Here is a 22,340-nt window from a genome sequence, read left to right as displayed (position 1 = left end):
CCTAACGAGCATCCTCCGTGTCCGGCCAGTAGCCGAAGGCCCGACAGGCCGAGCTCGCCGCCAGGACCAGAAACTGCAGCATGGTCATCGCCGCACCCAGGACGACCACGGACAGCACCGGCCACGTGGGCAGAGTGAACACCCCGGGCGTGCCGACATAGTAGGAGCTCTGATAGGCGGTGGTCGCGATCGGGATAGCGAACCAGACGATGAACGCCATCAGTACGCCGCCGGTGAGGTGGTAGACCGCCTCGAGCGCCTGACCGATGCGCGGTCGCGTCATCTTCATTCTGTTGAGAAACATATCGCTGCGGATATGACGTCCCGATCGCAGCGTTTCGGCGAGCTGCAGAAACACGATGCCGGCGATCGACACGCCAACCGCTTCCTTTACCCCCACGATGGGACGCCCAACCACGTTCAAGCTGAACACGTCGAGATTGATCATGATCAGCAGGACGACGATCCACGCCGTCGCCACGAGATTGAGCGCCATCGTGATGAAGTGGAGCCAGCCGACCGGACGGCGCCAAAAATCAGCCAGCGCCACGGTTTTATTCCTTATCCCACGCGCGCTCACAGGTAACGCCAGCGGCCCGCAGGGCATCCATGTAGCCGTTCAGGACCTCGGTTCCGGGTAGCCCCGCCTTGTCCTGGGCTGCGGCCCACTCCTTGGCGAGATTGTCCATGTCCTGCGCCCATTGCCGGCGATCTTCGTCCGGATAGGCGATGCGCTCGGTACCATCCATTTTGGCGAGGACGTCGAACGCCTTCTCACCGGCCGTCTCATAGGCTTTGTCGGCGACCTTGCCGTAGTCCTGCCCCACCTCGAGGATGATTTTCTGAACCTCTTCCGGCAGACGCGCCAACGCGTTCTTGTTGATGGTCAGGACGGCCGCGTACATCGCGCCGAATTTGACCTCGGTCACGTAGGGGGCGACCTCGGCATAGCGCATGCCGGGCATCGTCGACGGCATAATAATGAAGGCGTCGTACACGCCGCTCTGAGTGGAGTTGTAATACTCCATCATGTTGCTCTGGACCGGGACCACATCGATGCCCTTCATCCAGGCCGTCGCGGCGCCCGCGGTCCCGATCTTGGTTCCGCGCAGGTCTTCGAACGAGCGGATCGGCTCGCTGCTGAGCAGCTCGTAGGAATCGACGCCCGTGCCGGCCAACCGGATCTGATTGAACTTGTCGTACTGCCCGGCCATGGCCGGGATGTCCTCGTAGAGCTTGCCCATCGCGCCCGTGACCGCGGCCACATCTGTGGTACAGAAGGGCGTCACGAAGCTCACCTGCTCAAGCGGCAGCTTGTCGGGATGGAAGATGGAGGGGACGTAGCCGATATCGGCGATACCGTCGGCAACACCCTGAAGCACCGTGCCCGCCTTCAACAGCGACCCGGCATAGGCCTCCTGAAAGACGACCTTGTGCTCGCTGCCGGACTCCTCCAGGCGGCGCTTCACCTCGGGCACGAAAAAGTCCTGGACGGCAGCCAGCGAGGGCAGAGCCTGCGGGGTCTGGCCAGCGGCCACCGTCAGCCGGAACGTGTCCGCCACCGCCGGGTTCGCGCCGACTCCGGCGAGCAACGCACTCGCCAGCAAGATCTTGCTGATGCGCATGGATTTCCTCCCTTTTCCGGGCGCGCGCACCATCAAATGCGCGTCCGAATTCTTGAACTTGATTGGTTCGGCTCTTTCAGCGGCCGGTGACGCACACTCTATGGACCGGCTTGACGGCGAGCAAGTGATTTTGGAAAAAAATGATAATATTCCAATATCCATGGACGAACGTTTCCGCCGACGGGCTGACCGGAAAATCGTAAATATCTGTTTTATAAAATGAATTTACCAAAACACCCCTTCGTCAACCGACACGAGAGGAACTCCCGCAGCAGAGAATGCGTACACGCCCAAGGTGCATAGATTCCTCGAATGCACCTTCCCCCGGACGCAATCGCCAATTGACAAGCGGCGCGCGGAGCTATCTTTTGGAAAAATAATTGTATTTTCCAAAATAACAGGATGCATGCTAGTCTTCGCCAACATGACGGCAAACACTGACCCGAACGGGAAGCGGCCGCTTGCCTCATCCGCGTCGCTTGCCGACAGCATCCGCAATCGCAATGAGTGAAAGCGAAGATGACCGAAGTTGACCTGCACCTCCGAATAAACGGAAATCCGGTCAACGTGCGGGCCCCCGAGGATGCGATGCTTCTCGAAGTCCTGCGCGAGCGTCTTCATCTGCCGGGAACGCGGTTCGGGTGCGGTCAGGAAAAATGCGGCGCCTGCATGGTGCTGATCGACGGCAAGCCAGAGTTTTCGTGCGCGCGGGCCGCGTCCACCGCAACGGATCGGGACATCGAGACCGTGGACGGTCTGCCGAAGGACGATCCCCTGCTCGTTTCGCTTTTGAAGCATCAGGCGGCGCAATGCGCGTTCTGCCTGCCCGGCATCATCATGTCGGCGAAGGCGCTTCTGAAGCGGAGCTCGCGGCCCGACCGCAGCGAGGTTCTGAGCGCCCTGGAGCCGCACCTTTGCCGCTGCGGCGCGCATCAGCGCATCGTCAAAGCCATCATGTCGGTGGAAGCGTCATGAAGTCCCCCTCCCTCGCCGCGGCGCCGCTGGTCGCGGACTGGCTCGATCTCTCCGAAGCCGGCACGGTCTCGATCCGAACCGGCAAGGTCGAGCTGGGTCAGGGTGTCTTGACCGCCCTTGTCCAGGTGGCCTCGCGCAGCCTGGGCATCGACCCAAGCCGCATCAAAGTCGTGTCCGGCATCACCGGTGCCACTCCCAACGAAGGCTACACCGCCGGCAGCTTGAGCATTCCGCACTCCGCCACGGCGTTGGAGGCCGCCTGCGACACCTGCATTTCCGTCTTTCGCGCGGACGTGGCCAAGCGGTTCGGTCTCGATCCGGATGCGGTCGGCCTTATTAACGGGACTTTCAACGGTCCGGACCTGCCGGACGGTCTCTCGATCTGGTCGATCGCTGCCGACATCGGGCTTGGGTTCGAGGTCGGGGACGCCTTCGACAGGCCGCTGGAGAACCGGCCGGGCGCCTCGCTGCCGCGCATCGATCTGCCGCTCAAGATCGCCGGCGGCGGCATGATCCAGGATATCGCCGTCGACGATGTGCTGCATGCGCGCGTCCTGCGCCCACCTCGGCTCGGCGCCCGAGTGAACACCGACGGTCTCTCGGAAAGCGACCGCGCCGATTGTGTCATCGAGGGAAGCTTCGTGGCGGTGGTCGATGACGATTTCCTGGCGCTCGCCCGCAAGGCCGAGCGCCTGGCGAACCGCCTCACCTGGAGCGGCGGTATCGAACTGACGTCCGACATGCTGCGTCCGGAAACGCTCCGCAACTTTCCCCACAAGCTGGTGGAGGTCGGAGAAGAGGCAGCAGACGCCCCCGCAGGCGAGGAGGTGACCGCCGTCTATCGCCGGCCCTATCTCATGCACGCCTCGATCGGCTGCGTCACAGCACTCGCGCGATGGACGGACGAAGGCAACCTCGCCGTCATCAGCCAGACCCAAGGTCCCTATCAATTGCGCAGTGCGCTCGCCGCCCTTTTCGAGATCGAGGAAAGCGCCGTCGACGTCACCCATGCGCCGGGCGCGGGCTGCTACGGCCACAATGGCGCCGATGACGTGGCCGGAGACGCCGCCCTGATCGCGCGGCATTTTCCCGGACGCACCGTGCGCGTGAGCTGGTCGCGCGCGGAGGAATTGGCGAGCGCGCCTCTCTCCTCGGCCGGAGAGGTGGAGATCAGCGCGAAACTGGACCCAAACGGGCGCCCCATGGCGATGAGCCTGGACATTGTCAGCGCCACCCACGCTCGCAGGCCGGGAACCGCCCCCTCCGGCACGCTGCTCGCCGAATTGCAGAAGGACGCCGTTTCACAGCTTTCCGAACCGATCGAACTGCCCGCGCTGCATGGATTCGGCGGTCTGCGCAACGCGATGTCGCCCTACGCCATCCCTGCGCAATACGCCAAATTGCGCCTCGTCGACCCGCCGGGATTGCGGACATCGGCCATGCGCGGCCTGGGCACGCATCTCAACGTGTTCGCAATCGAATCCTTCATCGACGAGCTGGCGGCGCGGGCCGGCACCGATCCTCTCTCGTACCGGCTGGAGCTGTTGGAAGATCCGCGCGCGCGCCACGTACTTTCGCGCGTCGCAGAGACGGCAGCATGGGCCAATCGGCCCGAGGGTGGCACTGGCGAAGGCTGGGGCATCGCCTACAGCCGTTACAAGGGCCGTGCCGCCTATGTGGCGACGGTTGCACAGGTCACGGTCGACGAGGCGGTGCGCGTGGACAGGATCTGGAGCTGCGCGGACGCCGGCCGCGTCATCAACATGGACGGCCTGCGCAACCAGATCGAGGGCGGCATCGTCCAGTCGGCGAGTTGGGCCCTTTTCGAGGAAGTCCGCCTGACCGATGAGAGAACCCTGCCACAAGCGTGGGACGACTACCCGATCCTGCGATTTTCCGACCTCCCGGAGATTTCGCTGGAGATTCTCGAGGCAACCGATCCGCTACCGCTCGGAGCCGGCGAAGTCGCCGTGGGGCCGACGACTGCTGCAATCTCGAATGCCGTGGCCCATGCTTTGGGCGTGCGGTTGCGAAGCTTGCCTTTCTCCCGGGATAAGATCATGACCGCCCTGCTTCAGGTATGATCGCGATATCCGGCGCCCCTCTGGAGAAAGCAGTCGATCACCAGCGCGCTATCGCCTTCAGCCCCCATTCTGGATCCAATCGATCGATGATTTCTGTTTCGACGCCAAAAGACCAAGGACCTCTCCCAAATCGGAAATGCCCGCCGAAGGTCTCATATGACGCTACCCTCGTGAGGACATGAAATGACGCGCGTGGCGGCCACGTCCGAATTCGGAGCAGAAGACGCCCCGAAAACAATAGCAGAATCGGTCTATCGCAGGCTCCGATCCGATATCATCTGGGGTGTTCTTCCCCCAGGGGCGCCTCTTCGGTCGGACGACTTGCGAAAGCGGTATGACGCCGGCATCAGCCCGTTGCGGGAGGCCTTGTCGCGCCTGGCGAGCGAACGCCTCGTGACGTCGTCCGGCCAGCGCGGCTTTCGCGTCGCCACGATCGGGGCCGACAGCGTCGTGGACATTATGGAGACCCGGCTGGTCATCGAATGCGCCGCGCTCAAGCGGTCCATCGAGATCGGGGATGTCGCGTGGGAGACCCGAATCGTCGCCGCGCACCATGCGCTGTCGCGCATTCCGTTTCCGACGAGCCAGGGCGTGGAGGCGGAGGTCTGGACCGCTCACCACAAGACCTTTCACATGGCGTTGCTTTCAGCCTGCCAGTCCGAATGGCAAATTTATCTGGCGAGCCTGTTGTTCGACCAAGCCGAGCGATTTCGTGTTCTGCGCGCGGTCAAGACCGCGACCTCGGGCAGTTCACGCGATCCGGCAAAAGAACATCAACAGATCGTGGATGCTGTTTTGAATCGAGACGTGGAGAATTCGATCGCCGCCCTCCAGATGCACTATCGCGCCACCATGGATATGGCGCTGGAGGCTTTGCAACCCGAAGGCGAGGACACGTGATGAACCGCGATGACTCCTTGAGCGCCCAGGAGCTTTTGGGACGGATGATGGCGAAGGAATTCTACGTCATCGAAAACCGGCTAAAAACCAAGCCGGAAGATCTCCAGGAGAAGCTCAAGGAGCATCTGCTCTACATGATCGACCTGGAGAAATCCGGGACGCTGTTCCTGTCGGGCCCTCTTTTCGACGAGGCGGGAAGCATGACCGGCGAAGGCATTACCATCGTCCGTGCCACCTCCTTCGAGGAAGCCAGGAAGATCGCGGCAAAAGATCCGTTCGTCGTGGCGGGCTACCGCGAGCCGAAGATCCGCCGATGGGTCGTCAACGAAGGCCGCATCGGCCTTCACCTCGACCTCTCCGATAAGACAGTCGATCTCTCCTAGATCGCCTGCAGGCCAAGTGGACACCGGTTGGCCGTTCGGAAGCACGTCGAAACGATAGCTTAGACCCGCTCCGTGAGTCCGAGAAAAGCGGAACGGGCTTAACCGACATGCTCCAGCGCGTTCCAACCATCCCGCCCGCCTACCTTCGGGTGACGAACAGCCAGATCGTCAGCGGGCAGCCGATCAGCGTCGCGACCAGCCCCGCAGGTATCTGATAGGGGAAGGCGAGTGTTCTTCCCAACCAATCGGCAACGACCATCATCAAAGCGCCGAAGATCGCGGCGCCCGCCAGTTGTTCGCCCGCGCGGCGACATCCGGCCAGGCGCGCCGCATGTGGCCCAACCAAGCCCACGAAGCTCAGAGGGCCGACGACCAGCGTCGCGGCCGCGACCATGGCAGATGCGACCAAGATCATCGTAAGTCGGCTGCGCTTGACGACGACGCCGAGCGATTGCGCGACCGCATCGCCGAGCGGATGGATCTCCAGCCATCGCGCAAGAAGAAAGGCGAGCGGAAGCGTCGCGCTCGCCACCGCCAGGACTGCGATCGCATCCTGAAAGCCGACACGATAGGTCGAGCCCGTCAGGAAGGTCAGAAGCGTCATCAAACGCGGCGGACCCGCCGCCATTACGATGGCGACGAGGGTGGTGAAAATCGTCCCGACGGCAACGCCGCACAGAAGCAAGGCGTCGGGCGCAAAACCGAGCCGCGCGCTGGTGCGCAACATGATCACCAGCACCGTCGCCGCCCCGCCGCCTGCGGCGAACATGAGGGTCCATTTGTCCGCCACGGGGAAAGCGACGACCAGGACGATCGCACCGAGGGCCGCACCCGACGATATGCCCAATATCTCCGGCGAGGCGAGCGGATTCCCGGACATCCGCTGCAGGATCACGCCCGCACCCGCCATCATGGCGCCCGCAGCCAGAGCCGCAACCGTTCTCGGAAGCCGCCATGGGAGCTGGGAGGAGAGCTCCGCCCATGGCGTCAGACCGATCCCGCTTTCGCCGGCACCAACGACAAGGGCCCCGACCGTGGCAAGGACGAGGAGCAACATGGCGCTGCCGATCATGAGCCCGCTGCGCTGGACACGCACGGCACCCCGCGGGGAAGCCTCTCCCGAAAGGGCGACCATGCGGACGCGGGGCAAGAGATAGAGCAGGATCGGAGCGCCAAAGAGCGCCGTTGCCGCACCGGCTGGAATCGCCAGCCCATATCCGGCGAGCGGCTGCAGCGCGAGATCGGTCGCAAGCAGAAGCGACGCCCCGATCAGAGGCGCGCAGACAAGCTGCTCCCTAATCCGGCTGCCCCCGAAAAGACGCGCGATGGCAGGAGCGGCAAGCCCAACGAACCCGATCACTCCGACCGCGCTGACGATCACCGCCGCGAGAGCAACGGCCAAAGTAAGCACTCCGAGCCGGAGTGGGACGGCCGGCACGCCAAGCCCACGCGCCGTTTCGTCGCCGAGCGCCAGGAGTTGCAACGGCCGCGACAGAAGCAACGCGGCCGCCCACGCCAATGCGACCGCGGGAAAGACGATGGACGCCTCGCCCCAGCCATTTTGAACCAACGAGCCAGCACCCCAGAGATAGAGCCCCTGGGCGACCTTCTCGTGGAACAAAACGATTGCGGTGGAGAAGGCGGCACATAGCAGCGTCACCAGAAGTCCAGCCGTCACGACGCGGAGCGGCGCCAGCCCTCCTCGCCACGAAAGCGCGAGCACGACCGCCGTCGCCGCGAATGCACCGGCAAAGGCCGGACCAACTCGGGCCGCCGGCAGCAGCGCCGGCGCAACCACGGCAGCAATCGTGAGGGCGAGCTGGGCTCCGGACGCAGCACCAAGTGTCGCCGGCTCCGCGAGCGCATTGCGCAATGCCGCCTGCATCAGGGTTCCGGCAAGCGCCAGTCCTCCCCCCGCCAGAACCGCCACAACGACCCGCGGCAGGACCGTGTAGCGAAAAAGCACCAGATCGACGGCCCCGCCGCCAGAGAAGAAGACTGCGTCAGACCACGCGCCGGGTGGCAGGTCTCTACCGAGCATCGCAAAGGCGAACGCCAGCGCTGCCACCGCCACAACAATCGTCGGCCCTACGGGTCCGCGCCAGTGCCGTCCGTTTTCCGACGGGGGACCCGCCACCCCCCTATCCATCGACATGTCGGGGAAGGCCGCGCAACTCGCCGGCCGGACAATCAACACAGAAGCCGCATTCGGCCAACTCGAAGCAGAGGCAACAAACCCGGCGGCGCCGTCGAAGCCCGTCATCGGTTCGAACGTTGTCCACAAAGTCCGCGATCGACCGCGGTCCGCGCCACTCCGCGTGCCCGAGCTGCGCAACCTGCGCACAGACATCCCGTCGCGTTCCGCCTCGATCGGGCTGTCGGCGAGCCACACCAAGACAGTGGTCGACGAGATTGGCCGCGTTGCTCCAGACGACCTGCCGCGGCGTACCGGCAGCGGTTTGGATCACGGCGGCGAGCGGGGCCACGTGCAGCTCCAGAAGGTCTCGGACGATCTTCTCGGCGGCATCCGGGCACACATTCCTCCCTTCGAACGGAAGAATGAGACGCATCGGCGCGCCGGAGGGGTCGATCTTCACCCGCATCGTGGTCGGATCGAGCGGATACGACCAATTCACCAGCAGCGGCCCCAGCAGCGCTGGCGGGATCAAAAGCGCCAGAAAGCGGCAACTCCACAACGACCCAATCGCTCTGAGTTCAGCGTTCCCTTGGCCCTCGGCGAAGAGACGCAGCACGACGGCAAACGCGCTGGAGCCTGATCGATAGAGATCGCTGACAAGAATGCCGTCATCCGGCCCGCCGCCGACGTCGAACCGCCGTCGCAGAAGAGGCCGCACGGCCCCCGATCGCCACACGGTGTCGAGCGGATCGTGGCCACGTCTCGGCTCGTGAGGATCGAGCCTTATAAATCTATCGGCCATGGAGCTCGAAACGGCAAAGAGATATCAAGAGAGCCGCGACGGGTGGAGCCATTCTCCTGGCCGAGAGGGCCGTCGAAAAATTGCAGCAGCAGGTCCGCAAATCGGTGCGCCGAAGGAGCACCTCCGAACGGCAACACTGGAGGGATCTCGACCACGCGCCCCGGATCGGAAAACCCGAGCGCGGCCCACACGGGATCTTGCGCCAGGGCCCGCTTCAGCGGACCTCCGAAACGCCCGATATGGAGAAGCCACGCATCCGGCACGTCGGCGAGATCCTGGATCCCGACGATAGCGAAGCCCCAGGAGTTGGTCGGACGGGTCCAGGCATTCGCGAAGCCGCAGCCGGTCCAGACCTCTCCGAACAGGCTGCGATCGCCGTAGACGTAGAGATGAAGCCCGTCGATAAACGTCACGAGGAAGGTCGGACGCCGATCGACGTCCGCCTTCGCCAGCGCGTGCATTGCTCTCGAGCGGGCGGCGACCACCGCGCGGGCCGTTGCCCCTCGCCCGAGCCTGGTGCCAAGCTCGATCAATCCCTGATCCGCAGCGGCAAGCGCCGACTTCTCATTTGAGAAGATCCGCACCGTCAACGTGGGCGCGATGCGCGCGAGGACATCCTGGTTCCAGAGATCGCCGTCGGCAACCAAGATCAAATCCGGCGCCAGGGCCTGAAGGAGCTCCAGATTCGGCTCGGTCCGTAGACCGACGTCCGTCACCGTTGCCGACAGCACCGGATAGCCGCCCCATTCGGCATAGCCTTCGGGATTGGTCGCGGCCACCGGTGTCAGCCCCAAGGTCATCAGCGACTGGGCGGCCTCATAGCCGATGGCGGCAATCCTTCGGCTCGTTTCGGCGGAGGGACGACCGAGAGCCGGCTGCGCCAGAGCACAGGCGACGCCAGCCAGAAATGTCCGCCGAGCAACGAGCCCCATGGCGCCGCCTTTCGCCTACCAGCGATAGCTGAGCCGGGCGCTCAGAAGGCGGCGTTGCCCGTAGTAGCAGGTGTTGATGTTCTGACAGCCGCTGACATAGACCTCGTCGAGCAGGTTCTTTCCGTTGAGGGAGAGCTCCAGGCCGTCGAGCGCCGCAACCTTCGCGCCAACGTCGTAGCGCAGCGACGCGTCGAGCAGCGTGTAAGCCGGCACCACCAACGTGTTGGCCGCGTCGCCATAGCTCTCGCCCACATAGCGAACGCCCACTCCAACGCCGAGGCCATCGAGCGGGCCGGATGCGAATTGATAGTCGAGCCAGGCCGAGGCCATGTTCTTCGGCTGATAGACCGGGGCGAACCCTTCCAGACCGTCGTTCGATTTGGTGATTTCGGCATCGAGATAGGCGTAGGTCGCGATCAGATGCAGCCCGTCGGTCAGCTCGACATTGGCTTCCAACTCGACGCCGCGCGACACCACCTCGCCGCTTTGGACCTGGGCAAATGGGTCAATCGCCAGGTGCGCGGGATCGGGATCTGCTGTCGGAACGTTCTGCTGATGGATCTCGTAGAGCGAGGCCCCGAAGAAGCTGTTCGTACCGGGGCGCTGATATTTGAGACCTGCCTCGTACTGTTGACCCGTGGTCGGGTCGAACGGCGTCCCGTCGAAGGTCGTCCCAACCTCGGGTTCGAAGGATTCCGAGTAGCTGACATAGGGCGCGATGCCGCTGTCGAAAGTGTAGATCAGCCCTGCCCGGCCGGTAAAGGCTGCGTCGTCCTGCTTCGTCTCGCTGCCGTAGAGATAATCGAGCGTATCGGACCATGCCCAATCGTGACGACCGCCGACGACCAAGGACAAATTGCCGAAATCGATCTGATCCTGCAGATAGATACCGATCTGCTCGTTCTTCTGATTGTTGTCCAGAAACGCGACTGTCGCCGGTATCGTCTGATTGTAGATCGGGTTGAGATAGTCGATCGGCGGCGCGCTGCCGAAACCATCGACGCGGTCGCTGTTCAAGAGCTGGTAGTCGACACCGCCAAGGATCGTGTGCTCGAACGGGCCGGTCGATAGTTTGCCCTGAAGGTTGGTATCGACGGAAAATGTGTTGGTCGATTCAACCGCGGTATAGGCGGAGCGGTCGATCGTGTGCTGGTCGGCCTGCAGATTGCCGACCACGAGAATGGCGTAGTCGCCTTCGACCCGCGTAAACCGTCCGTTCTGGCGGAATTTGAGGGCATCGGAGAAACGATGCTCGAAATTGTAGCCGGCCGAATACTGGGTTCGCTCCTGCCGGTCGAAACTTGGATCGCCCGAGCGGAAGCTGGTGGGGATCCGGCCATTGGGATTGGGCAGGAGCGTGCCAACGGCGGGGAGCTTGTAGTAGAGCCCGACGTCCGGATCGCGCATATACTGGGTCAGAATGTCGAGGGTGGTGTCTTCGGTCGGGCGCCAGGTCAACGCCGGAGCGACGAAGTAGCGCTGTTCTTCCACGCCATCGACTTGGGTGTCCGCATCGCGGACGAGACCCGTGAGCCGGTAGAGGAGGCGTCCGTCGGCGTCGAGCGGACCGGAGAGATCGATGGTGCCCCGGAAGCTTTCATAGTTGCCCGCCTCGACCGACACCTCACGATAAGGCTCCGCCGTCGGGCGCTTGGAAATGAGGCTCGCAACGCCGCCCGGCGAGCCCTGGCCGTACAGAACAGATGCCGGCCCCTTCATCACGTCGATGCGCTCAAGGCCGAAGGCTTCGACCTTCGGCGTCGTCCACACGCCCGGCACGATCCTGGTTCCGTCGAGATATTCGTCGATCTCGAACCCGCGCGAATAGATGAAGTCGGTCCGCTCGTCCGCGCCATTGCGTTCGGTCAGAATACCAGGCGTGTAGCGCAATGCCTGGGGAACGGTCTCCGCATCCTGGACGTCCATCTGCTCGCGGCCGACCACATAGACCGACTGCGGCGTCTCTAGGATCGGCGTATCGGTCTTGGTCGCCGCGAGGCTCTCTTCAGCGACGAACCCCTCAACCGGCTCCCAGCCACTGCGAACGCGTCCGGTGACGTCGATCCTGGAAAGCTGAATCGAGCCGTCCGCCTGTGTCACGGTGTCGACGGCACGCGTACCGGGATCGACCAGCGCCGCCGATCCGGCACCGCCGACCCTCATCTCCAAGCCGGTGCCGACAATGAGTGCGCGCAGCGCTGCCTCGGGAGAGAGCCTTCCCTCAACCGAATTCGACCGCTTTCCGCGCACAAGCTCGGACGAATAGCTGATCTGCCAGCCGGTCGCGCGGATGAAGGCATCGATCGCGCCGGAGAGCGGCTGGGAGGGAATGGCGAAGGTGACCGCCTCGGACACCGCAACCGGTCTTGTCGCTTGGGCGAACGCCCCTCCCGCCAGCGGCCCTGCCATGGCGCCGAGAACCACAGTCGTCGCCATCAGCCCGCCCCATCGCTTGCCGACGAAACGTCCCTGTCGTCGCGGCCCTCTCTGCGCGCCGTACCCCGCCGCTCGTCCCATATGCCAATGCCCCTTTTTTTGACGCCTCTTTCACCCGACGCGCGCAGGACGCGACGGGCTCCATCTCCCCTGACGGACGGGGAAGCGAGATCCGGCAAAAAAAGTGGACCAATCAAAGAAGGATTATGATTCCGCCCGGAAGACGGTTGATGCTCAGCCCCGCAGCATCGGCCAGGCTGCGGACGGCGCCGTCGATATCGTCGAGCCGATAGTTGCCGGTGATCGTGAGCTGATCAGCGCGTTGGTCGGCGACGATGATCCGACCGTCGAGATAGCGGTCGAGCTCCCGAACCACGTCGGCGAAACGACGATTTTCGAACACGACGCGGCCGTCTCGCCAGGCGAGAAGCCGTGTCGGGTCGGCCTCGACGGGATCGGAGAGCGCTCCGGCCCGGGCGAGGATCATCTCGCCGGGATCGAGATCGACCCGGTCGGCCCGATCATCGAGACGGGCGACCTCGACGTGTCCGCTTTCCAAGACGATGCGATCGTCGTCGGCCTCGAGCCGCACCGAAAACGCGGTCCCGGTCACCGTCACTTCTGAGAATTTGCCGGCGACGCGGAAGGGATGCTCGGTGTCGTGGCGGACATCGAAAAAGGCCTCTCCGGAGAGAAGGCGCACGCTACGGCGACCTTCGGCGAAATCGATTGCCGCCGCGGACGCGGTATCCAGCACCATTGTCGAGCCATCGGGAAGCGAAACGGCCTGCCGGTCGCCAACGTCGGTCACGAAATCGGCACGCCAATAAAGCAGCATACCCGGAAGGCTCCACGCGCCGACGAGGCACACGAGGATCGCCGCAGCCATGGCGGCGATCGGCAATGCCCGGCGCGACCGCCATGACCGCGCAGGCGGTGCCGGCGCCGTCGCGTCTTCCCGCCTTTCGCGCGCAACCGGCAGTGTTCGAACCGCCGCCTCGAACTCCGGTGCCCCCCAAATCCGCTGAAGCTGTCGATATTCCTCTTCGTGGCGCGGATCTTGAGAAAGCCAGGCCCGGAACGCCTCCTGGACGGCGATATCGCTCGGGTTGTCCTTCACACGAACGAACCAGCCGAACGCCTCCTCGGCGATCGGATCCTCCTCCGCCGGCACACCGTTCCCGTCGTGATCGTCAGTCCCGCCGTTCACCTTGGCCGTCCCACAGAATGGATCCTATTCATTAGACGTTCTTTGGACTGGTTTCGGCAAACGGCGTTTGGCGGGCTGTGACACCGAATGGTCAATCTCGGTCGCGTCGCTGCATCGCCTCGCGACAATGGGTCATGGCGAGCTTCAGGTCGTTGAACACGGTGCGTTGCGACACGCCGAGCACCTCCGCAATGTGGGCGTTGGTCCATCCTTCCAGGCGGCTGAGCACAAGCACGTTCTGAGCACGCTCGGGAAGCCGCGCCAGCTCGTCCTGAAACAGGCGCAACCTCTCGCGATCGATCGCGACAGCCTCCGGATCGGGCGTATCGGCAGCCACCGAAGAGGTCAGCCGATCGTCGGCGTCCACCACTTCGAAGCGGGCCCGGCTCCGGGTGCGGCGCAGATAGTCGAGCGCGAGATTGCGAGCCGTCTGGTGCAAAAAAGCTTCGAGATGCTCGATCGGACCCGCTTCGAGCGCGTGACAAGCCCGCAGATAGGCTTCCTGTGCAAGGTCCTCCGCCGTCTGGCGATCGCGAACGATCCTCATGACGCGTCCCGTCAGTTGATTGCGCTGACTGAGATAGACGTCGGTGAGAAGACGCGACATTTGAGGTCCATCTGGCGGTGCATCGACACGAGCCGACCGCCGAGTTTTCCGAGGAGCGCTGAACATGACCGGCCCGCGGCGGACGATCCGACCGCCACTCCGGTTTCGAACGCGACCGCACTTTTGTCGCTGGCGTTTGTAGCGAAGCGACGTTTCTCCATCAACATCAATAAGTTAGAGGAGATACAGACTACGCTTTCGCGCCGGTTGGCTTACGCCAGCGGCGTTGTCGCCGTAAAGGATGATGTATCTGAAGATCATGCTTGCTTCTCCAGCGAAGTAGGTTCGGAGTGCCTTCTGAGCCCGAGAGCATCTTGTGTCTTGAAGGATCGCGACATGCATCACCTTCCGCTCGAAAGAGCATTCACCCTGATCGAGCCCGGACCTGTTGTGCTGGTGACCACAAACGATGGCACCAAAAACAATGTCATGACCATCACATGGACAATGGTCCTAGGGTTTTCGGCGGAATTCGCCATCACGACAGGCCCCTGGAACCACTCCTACGCCGCTCTCGAATCCTCGAGAGAATGCGTCATTTCAGTGCCGACCATCGACATGCTCGACATCGTCGTCGGAATTGGAACATGCTCCGGGCAAGACACCGACAAGTTCCAGAAATTCGCGCTCACTGCCGAACCTGGAAAGCACGTACGCGCGCCACTGATCAAAGAATGTCTCGCGAATATAGAATGCCGTGTCACAGATATTGTCGACCGGCACAGCATCATCGTGCTTGAGGGCGTAGCGGCCTATTGCGACGACAAGCGCAAAGAGAAGCGCATGCTGCATGCCATTGGTGATGGTACTTTTGTGGCCGACGGTGACACGTTCGACCGCAAGGAGATGATGCGCTCCAAACTTCCCATAGGTGTCTAGTCCCATTCAACTTGAACCAACTTAAATGGGAAGGATTTCCTCAACCTATTGAATCTGGTGCCATTTCTGGGCGCACAGATGGTTCCATCTGAGCGGAAATGACTCAAGGAGGCCGTCGACTATCGAACCGCGCCGGGCTCGTCCTCCTCGACCGAGTAAGAGATCTGGAACTGCTCGCGGAATGTGGCGGTGCCGCAAACCAGGGCCTGGCCCGCGGCGTCTCGCAGGACATACTCCCGGACGAGAATCGGCGTCCCGGCGGGAATGGCCAGATGGCGCGCGCTCGCTTCCACAGCGCCTGCAGCCCGGATGACGCCATCGATCCGCGCGACTGGACGGCCGACCTCGGTGGCAAGAATTGCGTACATCGACTGGCTGGAGATCGCGTCGACGCTCATGCGAGCGCCGACGTCGAGCGGCATATACCGATTTTCGAGCACCGCCGGCACGTCCTGCACCAGACGAAGGCGCACGAGATTGTAAATCTCCGTGCCTTCGTCGAGTCCAAGCTGCGCCGCAATGTCTTTTGGTGCCGGAATCCGAGTGAAACTGACAAGCCGATGTTCGACGGAAGCACCGAGCTCCTCGACCTGCTCTTCGAAGGAGCGGATGCGGGAGGGCTCCTGACGCACCTTCAAGACCCGCGGAGCCACGAAGCTGCCGCGTCCCGCCTCCTTTACGATGGTGCCATCGAACGTCAGTTGTTGGAGCGCCTTGACGACGGTCGAGCGGGTCGTGTCGAACCGGCGGGCGAGCTCCATCTCGGACGGGAGCTTGTCGCCCGGCTCGTAAGTGCCGGCTTTGATGCCTTCGCGGATTGAGGCCTGGATACGCGCATAAAGGGGCTCCGGTGCCCGGCCCATGCCCTCGCGGCCCGCGTTTTTCACCATGCCCCCAACTCCGGTCTGCTTCCCACGATCAAAAGATCGCACCCCGCGCGTCGACGGGCCACACGGTTTCGACCCGCCCCTCACGGATGCCAACATACCAGTCGTGGAGATTGATCGTCGGGTCGCAATGACCTGGAATGAGAGTCAGGCAATCGCCGAGCGCAACCTCCATTCCGGGCGGTATCGCAACGCGGCCGTGCTCATCGGAGGCGCCGAGATAAGAAGCACCCGCCGGCTCAACGAGCTCAGGCGGACCGGAATCGGGGCTGAGCGCCTTCAGGCCCGCATCGATGATGGCAAGACCCGGTTCTGGCGTGCTCATGACCGTGGAGCGAACAAAGAGCGACGGATCGAAGACGGTGGTCGGCCGGCCACCCTCGTCGCGAATACGGCGATAGCTCGCGTCCATGAAGATGTACGAGCCGACCTGCAGCTCCGTGTAGACGTGGCTGGCTGCCTCGAAGGGGAACGACCCCGTTCCTGCGCCGGTGACCACGTCGGCCTTCAGCCCGGCTGCGGTCAGCGCCCGCAGCGTCTCCTCCACCAACCGGACCGCGCCCGTTATCGCCGTCTGGCGGGCGCTCCAATCTTCGATGTGCTGGGCTGATCCGAAATAGGCGTGCAAACCCATTAAACGCAGGTGCCCGGCGGCATCGACGATACCTGCGAGATCGGCCGCGGCTTGCGCCGATCGGACGCCACAGCGGTGGGCCCCAACGTCGAGCTCGACCAGCACATCGATTTGCGCGCCCGCTCGAGCTGCCGCCTCAGACAACGCCTGCACGTTGGCCGGATGGTCGACCGCCACGGAGATCGTGGCCTGCGTCGCAAGTGACGCGAGACGCGCCAGCTTGGCAGGGCCTACGATCTCGTTCGAGACGAAGACGTCGGCAATGCCCCCCCTGACCATCGCTTCGGCTTCGGAGACCTTCTGGCAACACACGCCCACCGCCCCCGCCTCGACCTGCCGATGGGCAATCGCGGCACTCTTGTGCGTCTTGGCATGCGGGCGCAAGGCAACGCCCGCCTTCGCGGCGAACGCTGCCATACGGACGAGATTGGCCTCAAAGCGAGGCAGATCGATCAACAGCGCCGGCGTGTCGATCGTCTCAATCGCGTCTCCAACCTTGGCCGGCGGTTGCTGCATCAAACGCTCTCCCGAAAACGTCTCGGCCTATCGATAGAAGGAGTTCACCAAAAACATCGGAACGGCTGGGACATAGGTGCAAAGCAGCAGGATCGCCGCGAGCACGCCGACGAACCAGACGTTCACCCGCGAAACCTCCCAAACGTTCGCCTTCGCGATCGCGCACGTCGCCATCAACACGCTCGCGACCGGCGGTGTCTGCTGGCCGATGCCGATATTGATCGCAAGCACGATGCCGAGATGAACGGGATCGATTCCGACAGAGTGAACAAGCGGCATGACGATCGGCACGATCATGATGACCGCGGCCGCGGAGTGAAGAAATAGGCCGAGAACCAGGAAAACCAGGTTCAGAAGCGCAAGCACGGCCCATTTGTTGCTCGTCAGCGACATGATGCCCTCGGCGAAAGCCTGGGGGGCGCGCATTTCCGTCAGCCAGATCCCGATCAGCGAGGATGCCGCCACGAGCAGCATGACCACCGCGGTCTGGATGCCGCCCTCGATCAACGCTTCGCGCAGATTGGCGAGATTGAACTCGCGATAGACGACGACGCCGATGAAGAGGGCGGCGACGACGGCGATCGCCGCGCCTTCGGTCGCCGTGACGATTCCACCGAAAATCGTCCCGAGGATGATGATCGGCAGGCAGAGCGCCCACGCGGCTTCTTTCAGTGTGCGGAGGACCTCGCCGAATTCGAAGCGACTTTCGACCGGCAGGTCATAGCGGCGGGCGAAGACGTAGGAGAGAAGCGCGAAGCCGAGAGCGCCGAGCAGACCCGGTATGATACCCGCAACGAAGATCTGCACCACCGAGGAACCGGACATCACGGCGTAGAGGATCATGGGTATGGACGGCGGGATGATGATCGCGAGCGTTGCCGACGAGGAGATCACGGCGGCCGCGAATGCCTTCGGATAGCCGCGCCGTCGCATAGCCGGAATGAGGATCGACCCCAGGGCGGCCACATCGGCGACAGCCGAGCCCGAGATTTCGGCAAAAAATAGCGAGGTGCCCACCGAGACCATCGCCAATGCTCCCCGGACGAAGCCGACGAGCGCGACGGCGAGCGCCACCAGGCGTTGGGAAATCCCAGAGGCGTTCATGATCGCCCCGGCAAGGATGAACAACGGAATCGCGATCAACGGAAAGTTCGTCGCGCCGCTATAAAGGCTGATCGGTACGCTCACGAGAGCGTTTGTTCCCTGGGTGAGGAAGATCGCGCCGCAGGCGACGATGCCGAGGCTTACGCCGATCGGCACGTTGATGAGAACGATGGCGACGAGCGCCACGAAGGCGAGCAGAGTGGCCATGGGTCAAACGCTGTCCGGTGCGAGTTCGTCGATATGGGGGGCGGCAGGCTTTGCAAGGGCGCGCCAGCCCTCCGGAATGCTCAGCAGCTCCGCAAGGATGAAGAGAGCCGCGCCGATCGGCACCACCGACTGGACGAAGCGCTCGGGCATCCACGGCAGGCTGACGAGCATCACGCCCTCGAGCGCGCCGTAGAGGCGCATGCTCATCCAGATGACGACGACGAAGAAGCCGATGATCAGACACTCGCCGATCGCATAGAGGAAGGCGCGCGGGATCGTTGGGATCTTATGCATAATCTCGCCGACCCCGATGTGCGCGCGCTTGAGCGCCGCCAATGCCGCCCCATAGTAGGTGAGCCAGGCGAGCAGGATCGAGGCGACTTCGTCGTACCAGTGTAGCGCCGCGCCGGCCGCCCGGAAGGCGATACCCGCCGTTACGGTGATCGCGAGGATCACCATCAGCGCGATGACAATCCATTCTAGGAGCAATTCGAGCCCCCGCTTGATTGAGGTCATGGAAGCCTCGTCGGGCGGCTGCTCGGGTTCGACCATCGGAATCGGAAGGGGCCCGAAGGGTCACCGTGCAGCATGCGGCGTGTGACGGTTAGGTCGGCGGTCGAACCGGCCGGCAGCCCGGAATAGGCGGCCGGTCGGCGGGTTTGCTATCGCGCGTCCCGAGTCGGTCCGCGCGAGGGCGGCCTACTCCTGGCCGAGTTCAAGCGCCTTCTGGACCAGAGGAGCCGCATCCGGCACTTCGGTCTCGAATTCCTCGTAGATCGTGCCGCTGGCGGCAATGAAGGCGTCCTTGTCGACCTCGTTCACCTCCATTCCCTCGTCGGCGAGCTTTTTGACCAAAGCCGCGTCGTCGGTTGCGGCCGTCTCGTAGACAAAGGCCTGGGTTTCGCGCGCCGCCTCGGTCAGGATCTTCTGCGTCTCTTCCGGGAGCTGGTTGTAGCGGTTGAGGCCCATCGTGACATAGGCCGGCGCGTAGACGTGGCCGCTCAGCGAAAGGTAATCCTGCACTTCCTGAAACTTCGAGCTGTCGATGTAGGTGAGCGGGTTTTCCTGCCCGTCCATGACGCCCGTCTGCAACGCGACGAAGAGCTCGGAGAATTTCATCGGGCTTGGGTTCGCGCCGTAGGCCTCGAACATCTTGAGCCGCCACTTGCCCGGCGGCACCCTCAATTTGATGCCATCGAGATCCTCCGGCTTCACGATCGGGCGCACGCTGTTGGTGAGATTGCGGAAGCCATTCTCCCAGACCGCCAGGATCTTGTAGCCACGCTCCTCGGCCGCCGGAGCCAGCACCGGCCAAACGATCTCTTCTTCGATGCGCTTCATATGCTCCCGGTCGCGCACGAGATAGGGCATCTCGAACATGCCGAAGAGGTCGATCTCGCTCGACATGATGGAAGACGGTAGAGAGAAATCGAGCACGCCCAGCTTCAGCTTCGAGAGCATATCGCGGTCGCTTCCGAGCTGCGCGGATCCGAAGCTCTGGATTTCGATCTCACCGTTCGACTTCTCGCTCACCAGCTCGGCGAAGTGATTGATCGCCTTGTCGGACAGCGATCCCGGCGCACCGAGACTGCCGAATTTCAAGGTGGTCGTCGCAGAGGCCGTCCCGGCTCCGAGCAAGAGCCCGGCGATCGCCAGACTTCCGAAGAGGGTACGCATCCGCGTCCTCGTTTGCTGCTTCATTGTGTTCCTCTCTGTGTTCCCGTTGCGCCAATTCATCGGCACGCGAACCTCGGCTCGAAGAGCGGTGCCCCTTCGCATTTGTCACCGTGACGCCCTGCTCGGATCAGCAAGACCGGGCAATCCTCAGATTGAGTACTCAGGTTGTCAAGCCAGAAAAATGGTCATTTTTGACCTTTCTTGCGAAATCATTACGCAGGCTCTGCACACATTGACCAATCCTGACTAGTCCGATATCGAAAGCTCAGTTTTGTGTTTGGAGAGGATGGTCGTATGCGCATCGGGATCGATGTTGGCGGGACCTTCACCGACGTGGTCGCCTCGGTGCCGCGGCGCGGGGTGGTCTTCGTAAAGACCAGTTCAACCCCTGACGACCCGTCCCGCGGGGTGGCCAACGGATTGAAGCTGCTCGCCGCAGAACTCGACATGTCGTTCGAGGCGCTGCTCGGCGAATTAGAGATGCTGGTGCACGGCACCACGGTCGCCACGAACATTCTCGTCGAGCGCAAGGGCGCCAAGGTCGGCCTGATCACGACGAAAGGCTTTGGCGACCTTCTCGTCATGCGCGAGGGTACCAAGGCCAAGCGCTACTCGCTGCGCGACCCTTTTCCCGCTCCGCTGGTACCAAAGTCTCTGCGCAAGGAGATCACCGAACGGCTGCGCGCCGACGGCAGCATCGAAACAGCGCCCGATCCGACGGAAATCGACCAGGTCATCGCCGAGCTTCGCGAAGCGGGCGTCGAAGCGGTGGCCGTGTGTCTGCTTCACGCCCATCGCAATCCGGTACATGAGCGGCTGGTCGCCGAGCGCATCGCGGCGTCCGGCTGGCCGGTCTACACGTCCCTCGCCAGCGACATCCTGGCCAAGGAAGGCGAATACGACCGACTTTCGACCACCGTGGTCAATGCCTATGTCGGGCCGGGTCTAAGCCGCTACCTCGAGCGGCTTTCAAACAACCTCAAGGCAAGCGGCGCGAAGGCGCCCATCCTCGTCATGCAATCGAGCGGCGGGGTTCTTCCCATCGCAGAGGCCGGGCAACGGGCCGTCGGCGCCGTAACCAGCGGACCGGCCGGCGGTGCGCGCGCCGCCGCATTGTTCGCCCAATCAATGCAGCTCGACAACGTGGTGAGCTACGACACCGGTGGCACCAGCAGCGACGTCTGCATCGTGGAGAACCACGTGCCCATCGAGCAGCCAACCAAGGTGCTCGCCGATGCCAAGATCGCCGTGAGCGCTATCGAGATCAATCCGATCGCGCTCGGCGGCGGCTCGATCGCGGCGCTCGATGCCGCCGGGATTCTCACCGTCGGCCCGCAGAGCGCCGGCGCATCGCCCGGCCCTGTCGCCTTCCAGCGAGGTGGCACAAAGACGACGCTTGCAGACGCGAACCTGGTGCTCGGTTGCATCTCCCCCGCCACTTTCCTGGGCGGCCGGTTGGAGATGGCGCCCGAGCTTGCCCGAGCCGCGCTCGCTCGCGATATCGCCGATCCTCTCGGCATCGGCGTCGAGGAGGCGGCCTATGCCATTCAGCAGCTCGCCGTCTCCAAGATCACCGAAGGCATTCGCCTGGCGACAGTACGTCGGGGCGCCGATCCACGCGAGTTCGCACTCATGTCCTTCGGCGGTGCCGGCGGACTTCATGCCGACCAGGTGGCGCGCGAACTGGAGATCCCCCGCGCGATCGTACCGCGCCAAGCCTCGGTCCTGTCGGCGCTCGGCTTTCTCGCGACCGAGGTCCGCCACGATTTCAGTCAGAGTGTCGGAGTTTCCGTGGAGGAGCTCTCGCCCGCCGACCTGCGCGCGATCTTCGAGAAGCTCATCCAAGAAGGCCGGACCGCTCTCCTTGAGGACGGCTTCGAGGACGCGCGCCAAGCGATGCGCCTAACCGTCGAATGTCGTTATCGCCGACAGATCGAGAGCATCGATGTCGGCCTTGTCGAAGCCGATCTTGCCGGTGACGGCCCCGCACGGGTTCAGGAAAAATTTTCCGAGACCTATCGAGGCCTCTTCCACCACGTCCACGACGAGCCCGCCTTCATTGACACCTGCCGCGTCTCAGCCCTCGGCCAAATTCCGCTGCTGACGCTTCCGGCGATCGCACCTGCGGCGGAGAAGGTCGCGACGCCGGTCGGATCGCGCCCGGCCTATCTCGGCGAATGGACCGAGTGTCCGACCTATTGGTTCGACGACCTCGGCGCGGGCGCGACCTTCGAAGGTCCGGGCCTCGTCGATTCCGCCTCGACGACGGTCCTCGTCCTGCCCGGCAGCCGCGCGAGCGTCGACGCGAACGGCAGCCTCGAAATCGTTCCCGGAGTCCGCTGACC

Annotated in this window: 20 protein-coding genes; 7 read left to right on the top strand and 13 right to left on the bottom strand. The window is 63.4% G+C overall.

Annotated elements, in window-relative coordinates; translation table 11 throughout:
- Position 1: 1 nt before the first annotated feature.
- Positions 2–550: a TRAP transporter small permease subunit gene (locus HNS03_RS13650; protein ID WP_367196053.1), complete on the bottom strand. Its 549-nt coding sequence runs from the start codon at positions 548–550 to the stop codon at positions 2–4.
- A gap of 4 nt (positions 551–554) precedes the next feature.
- On the bottom strand, positions 555–1,625 hold the full coding sequence (locus tag HNS03_RS13645; RefSeq protein WP_367196052.1) for a C4-dicarboxylate TRAP transporter substrate-binding protein: 1,071 nt from the start codon (positions 1,623–1,625) through the stop codon (positions 555–557).
- Between HNS03_RS13645 and HNS03_RS13640 the strand changes: the two genes are divergently transcribed.
- The 5 genes from HNS03_RS13640 to HNS03_RS13620 all read left to right on the top strand — a co-directional run bounded on the left by HNS03_RS13640 (position 1,618) and on the right by HNS03_RS13620 (position 5,967).
- Positions 1,618–1,848 (top strand): hypothetical protein, encoded by a 231-nt coding sequence (locus HNS03_RS13640; RefSeq protein WP_367196051.1) that lies wholly within the window; start codon positions 1,618–1,620, stop codon positions 1,846–1,848. The two genes, HNS03_RS13645 and HNS03_RS13640, sit on opposite strands and share 8 nt — an antisense overlap.
- Positions 1,849–2,144: 296 nt before the next feature.
- Complete coding sequence (locus HNS03_RS13635) at positions 2,145–2,600, top strand: (2Fe-2S)-binding protein (RefSeq protein WP_367196050.1); 456 nt, start codon at positions 2,145–2,147, stop codon at positions 2,598–2,600.
- A complete protein-coding gene (locus HNS03_RS13630; RefSeq protein ID WP_367196049.1) occupies positions 2,597–4,684 on the top strand; it encodes a molybdopterin cofactor-binding domain-containing protein in 2,088 nt (695 codons plus the stop codon). The genes HNS03_RS13635 and HNS03_RS13630 overlap by 4 nt, the downstream gene beginning before the upstream one ends.
- Positions 4,685–4,867: 183 nt before the next feature.
- Positions 4,868–5,584: an FCD domain-containing protein gene (locus HNS03_RS13625; RefSeq protein WP_367196048.1), complete on the top strand. Its 717-nt coding sequence runs from the start codon at positions 4,868–4,870 to the stop codon at positions 5,582–5,584.
- The gene (locus HNS03_RS13620; protein WP_367196047.1) at positions 5,584–5,967 is read left to right on the top strand and encodes a YciI family protein; all 384 of its coding nucleotides are present in this window, start codon (positions 5,584–5,586) and stop codon (positions 5,965–5,967) included. The genes HNS03_RS13625 and HNS03_RS13620 overlap by 1 nt, the downstream gene beginning before the upstream one ends.
- Positions 5,968–6,106: 139 nt before the next feature.
- On the opposite strand, the gene fhuB is transcribed toward HNS03_RS13620, so the two are convergent.
- The 6 genes from fhuB to HNS03_RS13590 form a co-directional block, all read right to left on the bottom strand.
- Positions 6,107–8,104, bottom strand: coding sequence for a Fe(3+)-hydroxamate ABC transporter permease FhuB (gene fhuB / locus HNS03_RS13615; protein ID WP_367196046.1), 1,998 nt, complete (start codon positions 8,102–8,104; stop codon positions 6,107–6,109).
- Positions 8,105–8,108: 4 nt separating this feature from the next.
- Entirely contained in the window at positions 8,109–8,906 is a 798-nt protein-coding gene (gene fhuF, locus HNS03_RS13610; protein ID WP_367196045.1) for a siderophore-iron reductase FhuF, read from the bottom strand.
- On the bottom strand, positions 8,888–9,838 hold the full coding sequence (locus HNS03_RS13605; RefSeq protein WP_367196044.1) for an ABC transporter substrate-binding protein: 951 nt from the start codon (positions 9,836–9,838) through the stop codon (positions 8,888–8,890). Before HNS03_RS13605 ends, fhuF begins: the two co-directional genes overlap by 19 nt.
- A gap of 15 nt (positions 9,839–9,853) precedes the next feature.
- Complete coding sequence (locus tag HNS03_RS13600) at positions 9,854–12,274, bottom strand: TonB-dependent siderophore receptor (RefSeq protein WP_367196043.1); 2,421 nt, start codon at positions 12,272–12,274, stop codon at positions 9,854–9,856.
- Positions 12,275–12,467: 193 nt separating this feature from the next.
- Positions 12,468–13,484, bottom strand: a complete 1,017-nt coding sequence (locus HNS03_RS13595) for a FecR domain-containing protein (protein ID WP_367196042.1) — start codon at positions 13,482–13,484, stop codon at positions 12,468–12,470.
- A 91-nt stretch (positions 13,485–13,575) separates the two neighbouring features.
- Positions 13,576–14,091: an RNA polymerase sigma factor gene (locus HNS03_RS13590; protein WP_367196041.1), complete on the bottom strand. Its 516-nt coding sequence runs from the start codon at positions 14,089–14,091 to the stop codon at positions 13,576–13,578.
- Between the two features lie 336 nt (positions 14,092–14,427).
- Here HNS03_RS13590 and HNS03_RS13585 point away from each other — a divergent pair, with 336 nt between their 5' ends.
- On the top strand, positions 14,428–14,970 hold the full coding sequence (locus HNS03_RS13585; RefSeq protein WP_367196040.1) for a flavin reductase family protein: 543 nt from the start codon (positions 14,428–14,430) through the stop codon (positions 14,968–14,970).
- A 119-nt stretch (positions 14,971–15,089) separates the two neighbouring features.
- Here the strand turns inward: HNS03_RS13585 and HNS03_RS13580 are convergent, their stop codons facing one another.
- The 5 genes from HNS03_RS13580 to HNS03_RS13560 all read right to left on the bottom strand — a co-directional run bounded on the left by HNS03_RS13580 (position 15,090) and on the right by HNS03_RS13560 (position 19,995).
- Positions 15,090–15,860, bottom strand: a complete 771-nt coding sequence (locus HNS03_RS13580; protein WP_367196039.1) for a GntR family transcriptional regulator — start codon at positions 15,858–15,860, stop codon at positions 15,090–15,092.
- A 28-nt stretch (positions 15,861–15,888) separates the two neighbouring features.
- Positions 15,889–17,007 carry a DSD1 family PLP-dependent enzyme gene (locus HNS03_RS13575; RefSeq protein ID WP_367196038.1) on the bottom strand — a complete coding sequence of 373 codons (1,119 nt, stop codon included), beginning with the start codon at positions 17,005–17,007 and terminating at the stop codon, positions 15,889–15,891.
- Positions 17,008–17,034: 27 nt separating this feature from the next.
- Entirely contained in the window at positions 17,035–18,318 is a 1,284-nt protein-coding gene (locus tag HNS03_RS13570) for a TRAP transporter large permease (RefSeq protein WP_367196037.1), read from the bottom strand.
- A 3-nt stretch (positions 18,319–18,321) separates the two neighbouring features.
- Positions 18,322–18,834, bottom strand: a complete 513-nt coding sequence (locus tag HNS03_RS13565) for a TRAP transporter small permease (RefSeq protein ID WP_367196036.1) — start codon at positions 18,832–18,834, stop codon at positions 18,322–18,324.
- A 183-nt stretch (positions 18,835–19,017) separates the two neighbouring features.
- Positions 19,018–19,995, bottom strand: a complete 978-nt coding sequence (locus HNS03_RS13560; RefSeq protein ID WP_367196035.1) for a TRAP transporter substrate-binding protein — start codon at positions 19,993–19,995, stop codon at positions 19,018–19,020.
- Between the two features lie 294 nt (positions 19,996–20,289).
- Here HNS03_RS13560 and HNS03_RS13555 point away from each other — a divergent pair, with 294 nt between their 5' ends.
- Positions 20,290–22,338 carry a hydantoinase/oxoprolinase family protein gene (locus HNS03_RS13555; RefSeq protein WP_367196034.1) on the top strand — a complete coding sequence of 683 codons (2,049 nt, stop codon included), beginning with the start codon at positions 20,290–20,292 and terminating at the stop codon, positions 22,336–22,338.
- Positions 22,339–22,340 lie beyond the last annotated feature (2 nt).

The sequence above is a fragment of the Amorphus sp. 3PC139-8 genome, assembly GCF_040750475.1.
GTDB lineage: Bacteria > Pseudomonadota > Alphaproteobacteria > Rhizobiales > Amorphaceae > Amorphus.
This window is presented reverse-complemented; position numbering and strand designations above follow the sequence as displayed.

Excerpts from the sequence above, each read along its gene's own strand:
- HNS03_RS13585 (WP_367196040.1), top strand. The coding sequence starts at position 14,428 with ATGCATCACCTTCCGCTCGAAAGAGCATTCACCCTGATCGAGCCCGGA.
- HNS03_RS13635 (WP_367196050.1), top strand. The coding sequence starts at position 2,145 with ATGACCGAAGTTGACCTGCACCTCCGAATAAACGGAAATCCGGTCAAC.
- HNS03_RS13590 (WP_367196041.1), bottom strand. The coding sequence starts at position 14,091 with ATGTCGCGTCTTCTCACCGACGTCTATCTCAGTCAGCGCAATCAACTG.
- HNS03_RS13625 (WP_367196048.1), top strand. The coding sequence starts at position 4,868 with ATGACGCGCGTGGCGGCCACGTCCGAATTCGGAGCAGAAGACGCCCCG.
- HNS03_RS13570 (WP_367196037.1), bottom strand. The coding sequence starts at position 18,318 with ATGGCCACTCTGCTCGCCTTCGTGGCGCTCGTCGCCATCGTTCTCATC.
- HNS03_RS13605 (WP_367196044.1), bottom strand. The coding sequence starts at position 9,838 with ATGGGGCTCGTTGCTCGGCGGACATTTCTGGCTGGCGTCGCCTGTGCT.
- HNS03_RS13555 (WP_367196034.1), top strand. The coding sequence starts at position 20,290 with ATGCGCATCGGGATCGATGTTGGCGGGACCTTCACCGACGTGGTCGCC.
- HNS03_RS13575 (WP_367196038.1), bottom strand. The coding sequence starts at position 17,007 with ATGCAGCAACCGCCGGCCAAGGTTGGAGACGCGATTGAGACGATCGAC.
- HNS03_RS13640 (WP_367196051.1), top strand. The coding sequence starts at position 1,618 with ATGCGCATGGATTTCCTCCCTTTTCCGGGCGCGCGCACCATCAAATGC.
- fhuF (WP_367196045.1), bottom strand. The coding sequence starts at position 8,906 with ATGGCCGATAGATTTATAAGGCTCGATCCTCACGAGCCGAGACGTGGC.
- HNS03_RS13560 (WP_367196035.1), bottom strand. The coding sequence starts at position 19,995 with ATGCGTACCCTCTTCGGAAGTCTGGCGATCGCCGGGCTCTTGCTCGGA.
- HNS03_RS13600 (WP_367196043.1), bottom strand. The coding sequence starts at position 12,274 with ATGGCGACGACTGTGGTTCTCGGCGCCATGGCAGGGCCGCTGGCGGGA.
- HNS03_RS13565 (WP_367196036.1), bottom strand. The coding sequence starts at position 18,834 with ATGACCTCAATCAAGCGGGGGCTCGAATTGCTCCTAGAATGGATTGTC.
- HNS03_RS13620 (WP_367196047.1), top strand. The coding sequence starts at position 5,584 with ATGAACCGCGATGACTCCTTGAGCGCCCAGGAGCTTTTGGGACGGATG.
- HNS03_RS13580 (WP_367196039.1), bottom strand. The coding sequence starts at position 15,860 with ATGGTGAAAAACGCGGGCCGCGAGGGCATGGGCCGGGCACCGGAGCCC.
- HNS03_RS13630 (WP_367196049.1), top strand. The coding sequence starts at position 2,597 with ATGAAGTCCCCCTCCCTCGCCGCGGCGCCGCTGGTCGCGGACTGGCTC.
- HNS03_RS13645 (WP_367196052.1), bottom strand. The coding sequence starts at position 1,625 with ATGCGCATCAGCAAGATCTTGCTGGCGAGTGCGTTGCTCGCCGGAGTC.